The following is a 14733-nucleotide window of genomic DNA, read 5'->3' on the forward strand; positions in this document are numbered from 1 at the left end:
CGTGCCACCGGCGCGGCACTAACCTGCGGCAAGTTCATCAATCAATCTGTGACGAGGTAACGCCATGAACGCTATCGACTTACTGATCCAAGACCACAAGCTTGTGAAGAAACTGCTTGAAGAGCTTTCCACCACCACGGAGCGGGCCGTCAAGAAACGTGCGGATCTGCTGCACAAGATCGAGCAGGAACTGCAGATTCACACCACCCTTGAAGAAGAAATTCTTTACCCAGCCATCAAGCAAGCCGGCGGTAAGGAAGAAGCCAAGATGTACTACGAGGCCAAGGAGGAACACCGCACGGTCGATGCACTGGTGTTGCCGGACCTGCTGCATACCGAAACCGGCACTGTCGAATTCGCAGGGCGCGTCAAGGTCATTAAAGAACTGCTCGAGCATCATATCGAGGAGGAAGAAAGCGAGCTGTTCCCTACTGCCAAGAAGCTGCTAGGCAAGGACATGCTCGAAGAGCTCGGGCAGGCCATGGAAGTGCAGAAGAAAATGCTCAAGGGTGAGCAGCGGGCAGCCTAGTCGAGCGGTTACCTGCCAGCATACGCCAGGCTGGCAGGTAGCTTGATGGGCGATCGAGCAGCGACTTGGGAACAGCGTCATGGAACTTTGGATAAACTTTTTGGAGTGGCCGGCCATGCTGATGACGGTGCTGGCCGCCTGGTGTATCGGCTCACGCCGCCCTGGCCGGCGCAAAGTTGGTTTTAGCTGCTTCATTGCAAGCAACGTGTTGTGGGCCGCCTGGGGTTGGCACGCTCAAGCGTGGGCATTGATCATCTTGCAGTTGTGTTTGTGCGCCATGAACTTGCGTGGGTGGAAAAAGAATTCCCAACTGCAGGCCGTGAGATGAAACCATTGATGGCACCTTCAAATACCGCGCAGCTACACCAGGGCGCACATTAATCAGCAGCGCTGCAGGCTGGCCCTAGCAGATTGAGATCCGTCCTATTCTGGACGCAGTTGGCACTGGCTAGGCTGGCGCCGATGAAACTTGACCATCTGATCCCAACCGCTCGCTCGACGCTGGCCACGCCCAAGGCGGCCCGCAAGCTGCTGCACCTGTTTGCTTTCAGCCTGGTAGCAAGTGTCTACATTGGTGCCTACAGCTACCTGCGGGTGACGCTGAACCAGGAAATCTCCTCGCGGCGCAGTTACATGAACGAGGCGGTATTCGAGGCCCAGGGGTTCTTCGTCAGCCGCCAGACACTCCTCAAAGGCCTTGGCTTGTCGACCGTTCGTCAGCCTACTCTGGCCGCCGCCCAGGCCAACAATGTGCCTGAAGAAGAGATCCACATCATTCTGGGTGTAGAGCATGAAATCTGGAGCCTCTGGCTGACCCGGCGCATGTTGGACTACCTGCGGGTCAACCATGTCAACCTGCTCTACGTGCCGCAATCTTCTCAAGAACAGGTACAAAGGCTATTCACCGCAGGCGAAGCTGCCCAGGCGCTCCCAACGCAGGTGCTCAAGCAAGTGCGTTCGGCCAACGATAGCCCCTCTTCACAGGAAGAACTGTGGCTCACCGACCCCGCCCAGCCGAACGCTTCGCTGTACATCTTCATACGCATGGACGAGCGCAACCTGGCGTCAGGATGGTTGGGCCTGGAGGTGGATAGCCCCAATTTGATTCAGGCGCTAGAACATGACCAGGCAGGTGATTTCAAGCTGCTCGACGCCAGCGGCCGGCTGATCGTGGGCAACGCTGCACTGGCATCAGGGGGTGATGACCCCGAGGTTGACGCCGCCACCCTTGCAGGCTTCGGCTGGGAGGGAGGAGACTGGTTACCGGAACGCCTGACCATCCGTAAACACCTGGACTATTCGGGTTGGCAGATCGTCTACAGCGTCCAATTGAAATCCTTGCTACCGGCCATGGTACTGCCGCTGGTGGTTGCGCTGTTTGTCTGTTTGATGGCGACCGTATTCATGGTGTGGCTGGTCAGGCGAATCGATCAGCGCCTTATCGTACCAGCCGCCGCGCGGATCGACGCATTGATCGAAAGCGAAGCCTTTTGTAGCACGGTTATCCGTATCGCTCCCGTCGCGCTGTGCGTGCTTCGCCGCAGCGACGGCGCGGTGGTACTGGAAAACCCTCTTTCTGAGCAATGGCTGGGCATGGATGGTGAACGCAGACGGCTATGCCGCCAGTGGATCGAGAACGCTTTCGATGGTGAAGCGCCGCGTAGCAGTATTGATGAACTGAAAACGGCCGATGGGCGTCACCTGTACTTGAGCTATGCGCCAACCCGCTACCAACGTGAGGACGTGCTGATATGCGCGTTCAGCGATATTACCGAACACAAGGCCGCAGAACTTGCCCTGCAACAGGCGCGCATGCTTGCCGACGCCGCCAATGAAGCCAAGACACTGTTCCTGGCGACCATGAGTCATGAAATTCGCACACCGCTGTATGGCGTGCTAGCCACTCTGGAACTGCTGTCTCGCACCCAACTGGACACCCAGCAGCGTGGTTACCTCACGGCGATCGAGGGCTCGTCGGCGACGCTGTTGCAGCTGATCTGCGACGTATTGGATGTTTCCAAGATCGAAGCTGGGCAACTGGCCCTTGAGTTGAGCGCCTTTTCACCCCTGGTGCTGACCCAGGACTTGATCCAAAGCTATACCGGCGCGGCGCAAAGCAAAGGCTTGCAACTGTTTGCCTGCATCGACCCGTCATTGCCAGACCAGGTCAGAGGGGACGTTATTCGCATCCGCCAGATCCTCGGCAACCTGCTGAGCAATGCCGTCAAGTTCACCGAGACCGGGCGCATTGTCGTACGCCTGCAACTGTCGTCCCGCGAGGGCGAACGGGCCATGCTGCAATGGCAGGTGGTCGATACCGGTAAAGGTATCCCCACGCAGGATCAGCGGCAGTTGTTCGAGCCATTCTTCCAGAGCAGCCCTACCGCCAATGTGGTCGCCGGCACGGGCCTTGGGCTGTCCATCTGCAAACGCCTGGTGCATCTGATGAATGGCACGCTCAGAGTGTTCAGCGAACCTGGGCTGGGCAGCAGTTTCTCGTTCACGCTGCCATTGGAGCAGGTCACGCCTGATGCACATCAGCAATGGGCCACAGCGCTGGTCAGCGAGCGGATCTATGTTCAGTCTCAGGTTCAGGAGCTGGCCGAACACACGGCGGGGTGGCTACGCCGCTGGGGCGCACGGGCGCAGTTGGTAGGCCAGGACTCAAACAAGCTCGACCCAACCGCAGTGTTGGTTGAGCTGTGCCCAGGCTTGGCCAGCACTGCGCTCAGGCAAGACTGGAGCGGCCCGCGAATTGTGGTCGCTCAGGACGTGCACGGCATCTTGCAGGTGGACGCACGCACCTGGTCAGCCGGCTTGAACAACCTGCACGCGTTGAACCGTGCGGTCAGCCAGGCACTCGGTATGGCCCAGCACGGCGAACCTGCGCCGCTGCGCGAGCCTCAGGAAACCCAGCTGAACCTGCACCTGCTGGTGGCAGAAGACAACATGGTCAACCAGTTGATCCTGCGCGACCAACTAGAAGAGCTGGGCTGCACGGTGGCCCTGGCAAGCGACGGGCTCGAAGCGCTTGCGCTTTGGCAGGACGCAGACTTCGACATCGTCCTGACCGACGTGAACATGCCACGCATGAATGGCTATCAGCTCACTCAGGAGCTTCGCGCGCTCGGCTGCAGCGTGCCGATCATCGGCGCCACCGCCAATGCCATGCTCGATGAGGCGGAGCGTTGCCTTGGGGCAGGCATGGACCATTTTCTCGTCAAACCTTTCACGCTGCATGCGCTGTACCAATGCCTGCAGCCCTACCAGAGAAGCGCGTCTTGAACGTCTATCGTGTATTAATAGTCGAGGACCACCCCTTCCAACACCAATATCTGACAACCGCTTTCCAAGCAGCGGGAGGGTTCGAAGTCGAGTTGGCATGGGACGGTGCGACCGCCCTGCAGCGCCTTTCGCGCAACCGCTATGACCTTTTGCTGACCGACCTGATGATGCCGCAGATGGACGGCGTACAGCTGGTCCAACAGCTGGCGCAACTTCATCGCCCCCCTGCGCTTGCACTGATGACCGCAGCCTCTCGACGCATGCTGGTAGGTTGCGGCCAGGTAGCCAAGAACCTGGGACTGCAAGTTGCCGGCCTGATATCCAAACCAGTGCGCGAGGCCGAGATCATCGGCTTGCGCACACGCCTGGACGAGCTCAACGAGCAGGCTCGTGCCTTCAGCAGCAGACCGCGTGGCTGCCGCTCGGGTGATACACTGGCCAAGGCCTTGCAGAGCGGTGAGATACAGGCCTGGTTCCAACCAAAAATGTCACTGCGCGATGGCAGAATCGTCGGTGCCGAGGCCCTGGCTCGCTGGCTCCATCCCGCCGAGGGGCTACTGATGCCAGGCGCGTTCATCGAGGAAATCGAAAACGCGCAGCTGGATATCGAGTTGCTCACCAGCATTCTGGGCCAGACGCTTTCTGCCCAGGCGCAGTGGGCGCAGATGGGCCTGACATTACCGGTTTCGATCAACCTGCCGACGCATCTGCTGGATCAATATGACCTGGTCGACCGGCTGCTCGCGCAGGTCCGCGTCAATCAGGCAGACCCCCGACAGATCACCTTCGAACTCACCGAAAGCTCCACCACGCAGTTGTCCAGCAACTATTACGCTGGAGCCTGCCGCTTGCGGCTGATGGGGTTCGGATTGGCTCAGGATGATTTTGGCAAAGGCTACAGCTCGTACTTTAATTTGGTATCCACGCCGTTTACCGAGCTGAAGATCGACCGCTCGCTGGTGCTGGGCTGCGGCGAAAACGATGGCTTGGCATCAGCGCTGCGCAGCATCACTGAACTGGGGCGAAAACTCGGCTTGGTAACCGTCGCTGAGGGCGCGCAAACCCGCGCCGAGCTTGACGTGCTGCGCCGTGCACAGTGCGACCAGGTGCAGGGGTTCATTATTTCCCCTGCAATTGACAGGGTTGAATTGGCAGCGCTACTCAAGGAAGATGGCCCCCGGCCAGCACTTTCATGATCGAGTGAGGTCAAACGTTTCAGCTCATGGATGTGAAGCCATTTTCGATGGCGTTTGATGCTTATTGCAGTAGGACCTGCTAGCCCCCAACCCGTCAACGCCGAGCCCATCATGAAACACGCAAGCTTGCAACTCGATAAGCTGGCGCTGAGTTCTCAGCGCCTGAACAAAGCCTTGCTGCTGCTGGCTGGCCTGGTGCTGCTGCTTTCCAGCACCTGCTACTGGGCTGTGTCTCGGCTACTGGAAGCGGAGCAGCAGCGTGTGGACTTTCACTTCGCGCGGGTCGTTGAGATCATTCACGAGCACGAAACTTTTCTGCGCAACGTGGCTGCAGGTTACCGACAAAGTAGCAGGCCTGCATTACAAGTGGTGCAATCAGTTTCCATAGTCCAGACCAGCCCCCTTGGCGACCAAGTGTTGCTCAAAGCCAAAGGCTTTGAACACTCGCTGCCGTTTTCCCTGGCACACACCAAGGACTTCAGCAAGGAAGACCAGGCCCGTGCTCTGGCGCTGGGCGTCCAAATGACCGACTACTACGGCGGCTTCTGGTCAAGCTCGTTCTATGCATCGCCTCAACTGTTCGTTCTTGACCCCGGTGGCCAAGCTAGCCTGGCGATTCCTGGCGCAGAGGTTGCGCGGCAACGCCTGCCCCTGCTGCACGACAAATATGCCGACATCATCAACCGTTTGCAGCAACTCAGGCCTTCGCAAACGTTACTTGCCGATCAGCAAGTGCACTGGATGCGCGCCCCTCTGAAGCTGTACAAGGACCACCGCAGTATCGTCGCGATGATAGGCCTGGATGCTTCCAACGCTCTGCTGCCCCCCACGCAGGCAACGGGCCTGCTCATCCTCGCCGCGGCCGTGGACACAGCGCAAGTCGACGAATTCGAGCGCTTGCTGCAACTGTCGGCCTACAACCAGTTCACCTTGATTTCTCCCCAGGGCGACGTGGTGCTGGGCGCACTGGGTACCGATGAGGCTGTACCGGTAGGGCTCAGCTTCAACCGCCAGGGGCTGCACTTCAAAATGGTTTCCCCGATCGGGGAGCGCTGGACCGGCCTGTATGCCGTTTCGTACCAGGACTTTCTGCGCTATGCCAAATGGCCGCTCATGGGCCTGCTGTTGACCTTCATCGCAGCGATCATCGTCGGCTTGTGGATTAACCGTTGGTACAAATCCCGGATCGTCCTACCGGCCCAGCGGGCCCAGGTGCGCCTGTTCGAGAACGAAGCGTTCAACCGCCTGATGTTGCACAACGCACCGGTGGGTTTGTGCGTGCTGCGCCGCAGCGACCGCAAGCTGCTGCTGGACAATGAGCGTGCCGTGCAACTAGGTGCGACGCCGGCTGTGATCCAGCTACTGGAGAGCCATGATGGCGACCAGGCGCCGGGCGAAACCTGCCTGTTGGTCGACGGCCGCTACGTGCAAGTGGTGGTAGTGGCTGCGCGTTACGAGGGGCAGGACGTGTTCCTCTGTGGCTGTAACGACATCACCCGCCACGTCGACGAAACCTTGATGCTCAACCAGGCGCACCGCCGTGCCACGGCTGCCAATGAAGCCAAGACGGTGTTCCTGGCGACCATGAGCCATGAAATTCGTACACCCCTGTACGGGGTGTTGGGCAACCTGGAGCTGCTGTCACTGACCGAGATGACCGAGCGCCAGCGCCACTACCTGGAGGTCATCCAGGGTTCATCCACCGTGCTGTTTCAGCTGATCAGCAACGTGCTGGATGTGTCGAAGATCGAGTCGGGGCAGATGCCACTTGAAGAAGCCCCCCTGGACCCGAGCCAACTGGTCGAGGACGCAGTGGTCGCATTCTCTGCAACGGCGCGCAACAAGGGGCTGGATATCGAAGCTGAGGTGGACCCGCAAGTCCCAGGCCAAATCAAAGGTGATGCCGGTCGGCTACGGCAGATCCTGCATAATCTGTTGGGCAACGCCATCAAATTCACCGATTCAGGCCGCGTGCGCCTGCGCCTCACCGTTCAAGAGCGCACCGCCGACACTGTCTTGCTGCAATGGCAGGTAACGGACACGGGCGTCGGGATTGCTGAAAAAGCCATGGAGCAGCTGTTCAAACCCTTTTACCAAGTTGCAGCAGGCCAGGACGGCAATGGCGCAGGGCTTGGGCTTTCGATCTGCAAGAAGCTGAGCGAACTGATGGGCGGCAGTATGCGTGTGGTCAGCGAGCCAGGGCTGGGCAGTAGTTTCTCACTGTTGATTTCGCTGCCCGTGGTGGATACCCCGCCACCTGCGCCTGTGACCACCCTGCTACCCTCGTGCCTGGATGCGCCCTGCCTCAACGTGCGCGTGCTGGTGGCTGAAGACAACCCTGTGAGCCAGGCGGTGCTGCGTGAGCAACTCGAAGCCCTGGGCGCACACCCCACCGTCGCCAATGACGGGCAGCACGCTTTGAAGCTTTGGCACACCCAGCCGTTCGACCTGGTCATCACCGATATCAACATGCCGAAGCTCAACGGCTATGAGCTGGCCCAAGCGCTGCGCTCCCAGGGTGTGGATGTACCAATCATCGGCGTCACCGCCAACGCCCTGCGCGAAGAGGGTCAGCGCTGCCTGGCGATGGGTATGAGCGCCTGGGTGGTCAAACCGTTGAGCCTTGGCATGTTACGTCAGGCCCTCATGTCCCATTGCCGCAAAGCCACCGGGTTGCTGCCCATGCAAGCAATCGCGCAACCTGACGCGGTACAGGATCAAGAAGGCTGGATCGAGCTGTCTGCTGCCATGCGTGAACTGATGGCCAAGACCTTGATGGCGGATATCGCTCAAATCGAGCAAGGCTTGCTGGAGCTGGACGCCACTGCTGTACGCCACCGCCTGCATAGCCTCAGTGGCGCACTGGCCAGCGTGCACGCCCAAAGGCTGTACCTGCTTAGCCAGCAACTGGAGGAAGCACTGCACGCAGGCCCCTTGTCTGAGCCGCTGGTACAGCAGATCAGAGCCCTGTGTGCTCGGCTAACGGCAGTGTCGAAATGCCTGAGCGAGCAAGGCTGATGCCACCTACAACCCCAAGAGTATTCGTACATGCCCGATCTGAATGTCGTCATCGCTGATGACCATCCCATTGTCTTGCTCGGCGTGCGCGAAATCGTCCAGCGCGATGGGCGCTATACCATCGTGGGTGAAGCGGTCAGCTCCAGCGAGCTGATCGAACAATTACGCAAGCATCAGCCCAACCTGCTGATCACCGACTTCAACATGCCCGGCGATGCCACCTATGGTGATGGGCTGAAGTTGATCGAGTACGTGCTGCGTAACTTCCCACAGACCCAGATCCTGGTCCTGACCATGGTCTCCAACAGCCTTATCCTCACCCGGTTGCAGGAACTGGGGGTGGCCGGCGTTATCCAGAAGAATCAACTGCATCAAGAAATCGAGAAAGCGTTGACCGCCCTGAGCAAACAGCGCCGCTATGTAGGCCCTGCAAGCGAGCCCCGGTGGGTGACGGGCGAGCAAGGCCAGGTCGAGGAGCGTTTTCAAAGCCTATCGCCGCGCGAGATGGAGGTGCTACGGCTGTTCGTAACAGGCATGACCGTCAGTGACATTGCACGGCAGCTGTGTCGCAGCAACAAGACGGTAAGCGCACAGAAGGTTTCGGCAATGCGCAAACTGGACGTGGATACAGACCAGGCACTGCTCACCTACTGCATCGAGGCGCGGCAGTTTACCTGAAGGTAGCAGCGCGATCATCGGCACCCTGGGCGGTGGGGTGAACGGAGGTCAGAGATAATCGATGACCATCAACACTTGGGACTGATAGTTACCCACCGTCGGCGGCTGATCCCCAACCATTACCGAGCGGGCGCCCAAGTTCAGGCGCAAGCCAGTGCCAGACACTGCGATGCCCAGCGTTTCATTCAAACGCATGTCCAGGGCTGTAGCCCCTTGACTGTCATCACGCAGGCGCAGGCGCAGGCCCAAGCCATCAACGGTCGTGCGCAAGGTCACCCCATCGTACGCTGCGCCGGCGGCCACGAATCGTAACTTCACCTGGGTATTTTCGGCGCAGCGAAACTCCAGAGGCACCTCAGCCCATTGTGAAGTGCCGGCCATCAATGTATTGAGGCTGACCGCAGGCAGGGTAACCGTCTGATTGACCGGAAACAGAGTCGTGCACAAGGGGCGAACCAACGTGCCCGATACCCGGACTTCGCTAGCATCGAGCGCATGGCCCATGGCAGGCAGACAAAAAAGCGCGGCAATTGCTGCCTTGATCAGTGGTTTCATTGCAGGCCTCATCGAATTACAGGTAGGTGATGTTCACCACGGCCGAGGCTGAGAATGTGCCCTCGCTGAGCGTACCTTGGGCGACCAGTTTGGCATACATGCCAAGGTCGACATTGCCCTGCGCATTGCTCACGGTGCGCGCAGTTCCGCGAATGTTGACGGCGGCATTGTTGTCCTTACGCATCAATTGATAGCCCAGGTTCGTGCGGCCGGCCGAAGCGATGGTGTCGGTCAGGGCGCTAGAGGCGGTAACCGCGATGGTGAATGAAGAATTGGGTGGGCAGCTGAGTGTCAGCGGCAGGTCGATGGACGGTGCTGCCGCCACTTTGTCGTATTCAATACTACCGAAGTTCGCCGTGAGCGTTTTGGCGCTGGTTACTGTGCAAGGTGGCCGAGTCAAGGTGCCGCTGACATTGATGGTAACGGCATCGCTCGCGGCTTGTGCGCTAGCACAGACCAGCCAGGAACTTGCGACAAACAGGAGTGCATATTTCATAGTTGTATCACTCGGCATCACAGGTAGTTGATGGTCAACGTGTACTGGCTGTTAAAGCTGCCAACTGGCTGTACGGTTGGGCTATTCAATCTGGGTTTAAAGCGCACGCCTAGCGTGTTGCTGCCAGCTTTCAAGCTCAAGGATCGGGTACCACTGAAATTCACCGCGGCGCCGGTGTCTGCCCAATTGCTGACCATGGACAATCCGGCCAGTGTAGTTGCCGAAATACCCGATGCACTATCGACCACGCTCTGCGTGGGCGTAAGCTTGACCGTAGCCTGAGTTGCAGATTTACAGGAAAGATTGATAGAAGCCGTCTGACTTACTGCAGAAAAATCGGCACTGGACAGCGTGCCAAATTGAAGATTTGCAGCATTGGATGAAACCAGGTTACAGGGGGGATTTTCGACCGTGTAGGACATTACGCCTGCCACAATAGTGTCTGAATAATATCCCCAGCCCAATGACGTACCGTATAATCCATATACAAAAAAATAATTACCAGGTGTATTTCCTGCCACACCCTTGAACATGACCACGGTCTGGAAACGGTAGTTCACTGGCAGAGCAGTGCATGTAACAGGCAAGCAGACGCCTGAACTAGTTCCCATGCCCCCTTCAGTCACTTGTCTACCATTTGAACCCACCTCGAACTTCGGCCCCACGAGATATCCGACATAGCCCGAGGTGTAGCTGAGGCCCAGGGCGACCGGATATCGCCTGAGGACGGTGCAATCCAGCAGAATCGCAAATGAAATATCCTGGCCCGCACTCACGGTGCCTAACTGCTGAGCAACAGGCGCACCGGCGAGGCGGGTGCATTGCACGTTATTTTCGATGGATGCCTGAGCCTGGGGAGGGAACAAAACCGCTAAGCAGGCCAGCACTAACATGCCCAGTGTATGGCGGGTATTGGGTAAGATCATTTTGATGCCGCAGTAACTCATGATTCGTTTCCTCTCGCTGCCGGTTCAGAGCCGCCAGGGCAGCGCATAGTTATTTGCTCTACACCCTCGCCCTTGAGTGCGAAATCATTCAGATCGACCGTTGCCCGACACCAGGTCTTTCCATCGACATCCACGGTGAGCGTCGAGTGCTCGGGCACGCCCGTCATGAACACTCGCCCGTTATCCGCAACCATGGCCGTACTGATAAGCGTGCCGTCCTGGCCATAGAGGTTTGCTTGCGAGGCGAATGGCGCCAACGCGCCCTCGGGCGTTGCCAACCTGATCAACAAGCGCCTGCCATTACGTGTCTCGAAGTTGGCAATCACGAAGGCTCCGCGAGTCGGTACAACGTCCTGGACCAAATTACTGATGTCGGTCGTGTCCGACAGCGTGTCGGTGTTGAGCGACACTTTGTTGGACCGGTAAGGCTGGGCCGAAGGCAACACCGTATAGCCCGAACTATTGGTGCGCACGCCTCTTCTGGCGCGAATACCCACCCCTTCGGCGCCGGGTGTCGAGACGATGATGTTGGTTTCACCCAACGGCTGGGTAAACATGAAGCTGTCGCTAGTTGCAACCAGCCCCCCATCGACGCCGTAATCGAGTTGTGTGACGTTCTGATCGGAGGTATATGAACCGTGCCACACCGCGTTGGCCGCACTGTAGCGCGCGGCCAGCGAGGCTCCAGTCAGCTGATCACCTTGTTGTTTGCGCTGGTTCAACCCGACGTTGTAAGTCAACGCGTTATCTTCCAGCACCGAATCCGACATATTGATGTTGTTGCTGGCATTGCCCAGCGAGTCATGGCTTGCGCCCGCGCTAACCCGCCGCGATGAACTCACGCCCCCCAAAGGCAGGCTGACACCCAGTGAGATACTTTTCACCGACTGCCCTGCTCCGCTGGTCTGCGCCAGCCCTAATGTGTAGGAAGCGCTGCCCACGCTGAAGTTGTAACCCAGTTGCACGGATGTCGAACTTTTTGCCTGGTTCCAGTAACGCGTCTTGCTGACGTTGGCAAACAGGCTGCCGTAAGTGCTGAACTGCTGGGATACGTTGGCGGTGAACGCACTTTTCATATGGCCGGCAAAGTAATCTGAGGCCACTAGCGCGCTGCCCAGCAGATCATCGTCATAGCGGATGCCGGCTGCCGTGGCCTGCAGGTTCACTGCCTCGTTGAAGCTGTAGTAGCCCGCCGTTGAGTAGCGGTAGCCCAGCAGGCTGAAATTGGTGTCGGTCGTCTCGATGGATTTGGAGTAGCGAAAACGATAGGACTGCCCCGTTGCAGGCTTGTCCTTGAGCCCTTGGGTGACCGCGTGGGTGACATCCACCGACACGGCCCCGAAGCCTTCGATATCCTGCGCCACACCAAACAGTGCCGAGTGGTAGTCGGCACTGACGATGCTGCCGGCCAGCAGCGTAGTGCCACTGGCAACACCTCTGCGGTAGCTGGCCTGGGCGAACATGGGTTTGGGCAGGTCCGTCGAGGTGCTGGCAGAGCGGTACTGGCCGAGCGTCAGCTCGTAGCTGTGCTGCCCTTCACGCAGCATATAGGGTACGGAAGAGAACGACTGCGTATAAACCTGGCGATCACCATTGGGCCCTTCGACGGTGACTTCGATATCACCGTTGCTGGGTGTGGAATACAAGTTGCGCAGCGCGAATGGGCCAGACGGCACCCATTGTTCGCTGATGACATAGCCTCGCTGGCGCAAGGTGACCAGTGAGCGGCCGTTGGCAATCCCACGAATGACCGGCGCGAAGTTCCTGGCGCTGTCAGGCAGCATGTCCAAGTCCGTGGCCACACTGACGCCGCGGTAAGAGATCGTGTCGAACAGGTCGCTGCTGGTGCTGCCATCACCCACGGTCGCAATGGCCATGGTATTACCGAGCGCACGCTGGACGTAGGTGTCGACCGACTTCCATTCACCGCTGGTGGCGCCGTTTTTCTGATAGGTCGAAAAATTTCTGAAACGCCAGGCGCCGGCATTGATACCGCTCTGAACGCTGCCAAATTGCGACTCTTGTCGGCTTCTGGTGGTTTCCTGATGACTTGCGCTCAAGGAATAGTTGGCGAACACCACACGCTCGCCGTCAGACCAGTGTCGGCGACGGACCTCCAGTGGCACCTCGCCGATGAAAGCTTGAGGGACCTGGATATCGAGTTGTTGTTTGCCGAAGACGTAGTCATAGGTCATACCTGCCAACGAACCGCTGAAGGCCACGCACTGCGCCTCGTACAGCGAGGCCTTGGCCAGCCGCTCGGCATCGACGCCCAGCTCCTTGAGCGACTCGACGGAAAAACACGGAAACAGGCCAGTCATGGTTTTTGGCTGATCGGAAGGCTCCCGAATGAATCGAACCTCACGCTCATCAATGGCCTTGCCATTGACGGCGAGCCCAATCTTGTACACCCCAGGTAACTGCCCTTCACTGAGCGCACTCACTTGAGCCGCTACCGCATCGCCGCCGCGGCCGCCACCAATTTCCAGGAAGCTTGGGTCGAAACTGAACTCAGCCTGCACGCTGCAGGTGTAGAAAGTGAAAGTGAAAGCAGACATGCGCACAATAGGAATACGGCGCAGCCAATTGTTCGTGCGCCCTTTTCGCATGTCGGACTCCTTGGAATGGGCTTTTTACTGCGAATCCAGTGTTACGGCCGAAGCCTCGACTGCACTGCCGTATTCATTGATGTAACTCATGGTCAAGCTGTCGCCTGGTTTCGCTTTGATAGTTGCAGTGCCGCGCTGACCGGGCGTAATTACATCCGGCAGCCCTTTTTGTTCTTGACCGTTGATCACCAATTTGCTGACGACGAGGTGGTAGCGCGACGGGTTCTCGAATAAAAGTTGACCATTGTGCGAATACCAGACCATGCCTTTGGCGGCATCGATCAAGTTGCCAGGTAAACCCTCTGGGCGATAAAACATCTTGATACTGGTCTTGATGGCGATCTGTAGAACATTTTCCTTGCCCGGATCGTTACTCTTGGCCGGGATCGCTTTGACGTTGACAGCGAGTAAACTTTCCCTGTCGGTCGGTAATTGCTTGGCCTGTACAGCCATGATTCTCAGCATGTTCTGGCTGCCCGGGTCTAGACGAAATAACGGTGGCGTTACTATGAACTTCTCGGTCGCTTCGTCCGAGCCATACTCACTGACCCAGGACTGAATGAGATAGGGGATACGGTCATCCACTGTATTGGTGACCGAAAGATTGGCTTCCTTGTCTTTGCCCTGATAAATGACGCGGGTGGCGCCTACGTTCACACCGGCGTGTGCCAGCGTGCTGGACACGCAGAAGAGCACCGAGGCCAGCGTCAACAACTTGCGTTTCATGTTCTTGCGCTCCTTCGTACCAGAGCGCCCGTCAGCGCGAGGCTCTGGTAACAACCAAGACTTATTTATAGGTGATATCGAAAGTGGCCACGGCATTGACACGACCGGTACCGATGCCACGAGCGGTCACTTCGCCTTCGTTCACAGTGTCTGCAACCAGACGAACATAGGAGGCGGTGAAATCGAACGTGTTATTGGAAGGGCGCAGGGCGTAAGCAGTGCTTTCAGTGTTCAAAGGCAGTTTGGCGCCGGTGCGAGCATCGGAAATTTCAATACCCACGCCCGATACTTGATTAGTGCCGACCATGCCAAGCACGGTCGAATCCCCTGCGGCAGGCTGGCCGCTGAACTTCACGGTAGCGTTCTTCATGGTCGGCCCGCTGCAGTTCTCCAGCGAAATGCTGAACGGCGTGGCTTCTACAGTGGACTTTGCGCCGACAGTGTTAGGGAAGTCTGCAATACGCACTTGGCCCATATCGACAGCCTGGGTAACGCTTTGGCTGTTGATGGTGCAAGCGTTGTCGTTGACTACACCGGTGAATTCAATCTGGCCATCTGCTGCATGCACAGCAGTCATCATGAAAGATGCCAAAAGAGCGGCGCAGGATATTGCGGGGTATTTGATCGAACGTACAAACATGAGAGGCCTCGCTTATTGGAGTGATAGAGCCCCTGCTGACATCCGCGTTGATTA

At 58.1% G+C, this 14733-nt stretch carries 12 protein-coding genes; 6 read left to right on the forward strand and 6 right to left on the reverse strand.

What is annotated here, in order from left to right:
- Positions 1 to 64: 64 nt before the first annotated feature.
- The 6 genes from J5M56_RS01240 to J5M56_RS01260 all read left to right on the forward strand — a co-directional run bounded on the left by J5M56_RS01240 (position 65) and on the right by J5M56_RS01260 (position 8706).
- Positions 65 to 529, forward strand: a complete 465-nt coding sequence (locus tag J5M56_RS01240; RefSeq protein WP_207869175.1) for a hemerythrin domain-containing protein — start codon at positions 65 to 67, stop codon at positions 527 to 529.
- A 79-nt stretch (positions 530 to 608) separates the two neighbouring features.
- On the forward strand, positions 609 to 857 hold the full coding sequence (locus J5M56_RS26645) for a hypothetical protein (protein WP_225915523.1): 249 nt from the start codon (positions 609 to 611) through the stop codon (positions 855 to 857).
- A 134-nt stretch (positions 858 to 991) separates the two neighbouring features.
- Entirely contained in the window at positions 992 to 3814 is a 2823-nt protein-coding gene (locus J5M56_RS01245; RefSeq protein ID WP_207869177.1) for an ATP-binding protein, read from the forward strand.
- Entirely contained in the window at positions 3811 to 5010 is a 1200-nt protein-coding gene (locus J5M56_RS01250; RefSeq protein ID WP_207869179.1) for an EAL domain-containing response regulator, read from the forward strand. The genes J5M56_RS01245 and J5M56_RS01250 overlap by 4 nt, the downstream gene beginning before the upstream one ends.
- Before the next feature lie 111 nt (positions 5011 to 5121).
- The gene (locus tag J5M56_RS01255; RefSeq protein WP_207869181.1) at positions 5122 to 8028 is read left to right on the forward strand and encodes an ATP-binding protein; all 2907 of its coding nucleotides are present in this window, start codon (positions 5122 to 5124) and stop codon (positions 8026 to 8028) included.
- A gap of 30 nt (positions 8029 to 8058) precedes the next feature.
- Positions 8059 to 8706 carry a response regulator gene (locus tag J5M56_RS01260; RefSeq protein WP_207869182.1) on the forward strand — a complete coding sequence of 216 codons (648 nt, stop codon included), beginning with the start codon at positions 8059 to 8061 and terminating at the stop codon, positions 8704 to 8706.
- A 48-nt stretch (positions 8707 to 8754) separates the two neighbouring features.
- Here the strand turns inward: J5M56_RS01260 and J5M56_RS01265 are convergent, their stop codons facing one another.
- From J5M56_RS01265 to J5M56_RS01290, 6 genes are all read right to left on the reverse strand, one after another.
- Complete coding sequence (locus J5M56_RS01265) at positions 8755 to 9261, reverse strand: fimbrial protein (RefSeq protein ID WP_207869184.1); 507 nt, start codon at positions 9259 to 9261, stop codon at positions 8755 to 8757.
- A 16-nt stretch (positions 9262 to 9277) separates the two neighbouring features.
- Entirely contained in the window at positions 9278 to 9757 is a 480-nt protein-coding gene (locus J5M56_RS01270) for a spore coat protein U domain-containing protein (protein ID WP_207869186.1), read from the reverse strand.
- Positions 9758 to 9774: 17 nt separating this feature from the next.
- Positions 9775 to 10704, reverse strand: a complete 930-nt coding sequence (locus J5M56_RS01275; protein ID WP_207869188.1) for a fimbrial protein — start codon at positions 10702 to 10704, stop codon at positions 9775 to 9777.
- Entirely contained in the window at positions 10701 to 13262 is a 2562-nt protein-coding gene (locus J5M56_RS01280) for a fimbria/pilus outer membrane usher protein (RefSeq protein WP_243430405.1), read from the reverse strand. Before J5M56_RS01280 ends, J5M56_RS01275 begins: the two co-directional genes overlap by 4 nt.
- A 75-nt stretch (positions 13263 to 13337) precedes the next feature.
- Positions 13338 to 14039 carry a molecular chaperone gene (locus tag J5M56_RS01285; protein ID WP_207869192.1) on the reverse strand — a complete coding sequence of 234 codons (702 nt, stop codon included), beginning with the start codon at positions 14037 to 14039 and terminating at the stop codon, positions 13338 to 13340.
- 61 nt (positions 14040 to 14100) lie between these two features.
- Positions 14101 to 14619 (reverse strand): fimbrial protein, encoded by a 519-nt coding sequence (locus J5M56_RS01290; protein ID WP_243430407.1) that lies wholly within the window; start codon positions 14617 to 14619, stop codon positions 14101 to 14103.
- Positions 14620 to 14733: the final 114 nt, after the last annotated feature.

The sequence above is a fragment of the Pseudomonas sp. 51_B genome (assembly GCF_017491595.1).
GTDB lineage: Bacteria > Pseudomonadota > Gammaproteobacteria > Pseudomonadales > Pseudomonadaceae > Aquipseudomonas > Aquipseudomonas promysalinigenes.

Coding starts and splice junctions, on each gene's coding strand:
- J5M56_RS01270 (WP_207869186.1), bottom strand. CDS start 9,757: ATGAAATATGCACTCCTGTTTGTCGCAAGTTCCTGGCTGGTCTGTGCT.
- J5M56_RS01240 (WP_207869175.1), top strand. CDS start 65: ATGAACGCTATCGACTTACTGATCCAAGACCACAAGCTTGTGAAGAAA.
- J5M56_RS01280 (WP_243430405.1), bottom strand. CDS start 13,262: ATGTCTGCTTTCACTTTCACTTTCTACACCTGCAGCGTGCAGGCTGAG.
- J5M56_RS01285 (WP_207869192.1), bottom strand. CDS start 14,039: ATGAAACGCAAGTTGTTGACGCTGGCCTCGGTGCTCTTCTGCGTGTCC.
- J5M56_RS01265 (WP_207869184.1), bottom strand. CDS start 9,261: ATGAAACCACTGATCAAGGCAGCAATTGCCGCGCTTTTTTGTCTGCCT.
- J5M56_RS26645 (WP_225915523.1), top strand. CDS start 609: ATGGAACTTTGGATAAACTTTTTGGAGTGGCCGGCCATGCTGATGACG.
- J5M56_RS01255 (WP_207869181.1), top strand. CDS start 5,122: ATGAAACACGCAAGCTTGCAACTCGATAAGCTGGCGCTGAGTTCTCAG.
- J5M56_RS01275 (WP_207869188.1), bottom strand. CDS start 10,704: ATGAGTTACTGCGGCATCAAAATGATCTTACCCAATACCCGCCATACA.
- J5M56_RS01245 (WP_207869177.1), top strand. CDS start 992: ATGAAACTTGACCATCTGATCCCAACCGCTCGCTCGACGCTGGCCACG.
- J5M56_RS01290 (WP_243430407.1), bottom strand. CDS start 14,619: ATGATGACTGCTGTGCATGCAGCAGATGGCCAGATTGAATTCACCGGT.
- J5M56_RS01260 (WP_207869182.1), top strand. CDS start 8,059: ATGCCCGATCTGAATGTCGTCATCGCTGATGACCATCCCATTGTCTTG.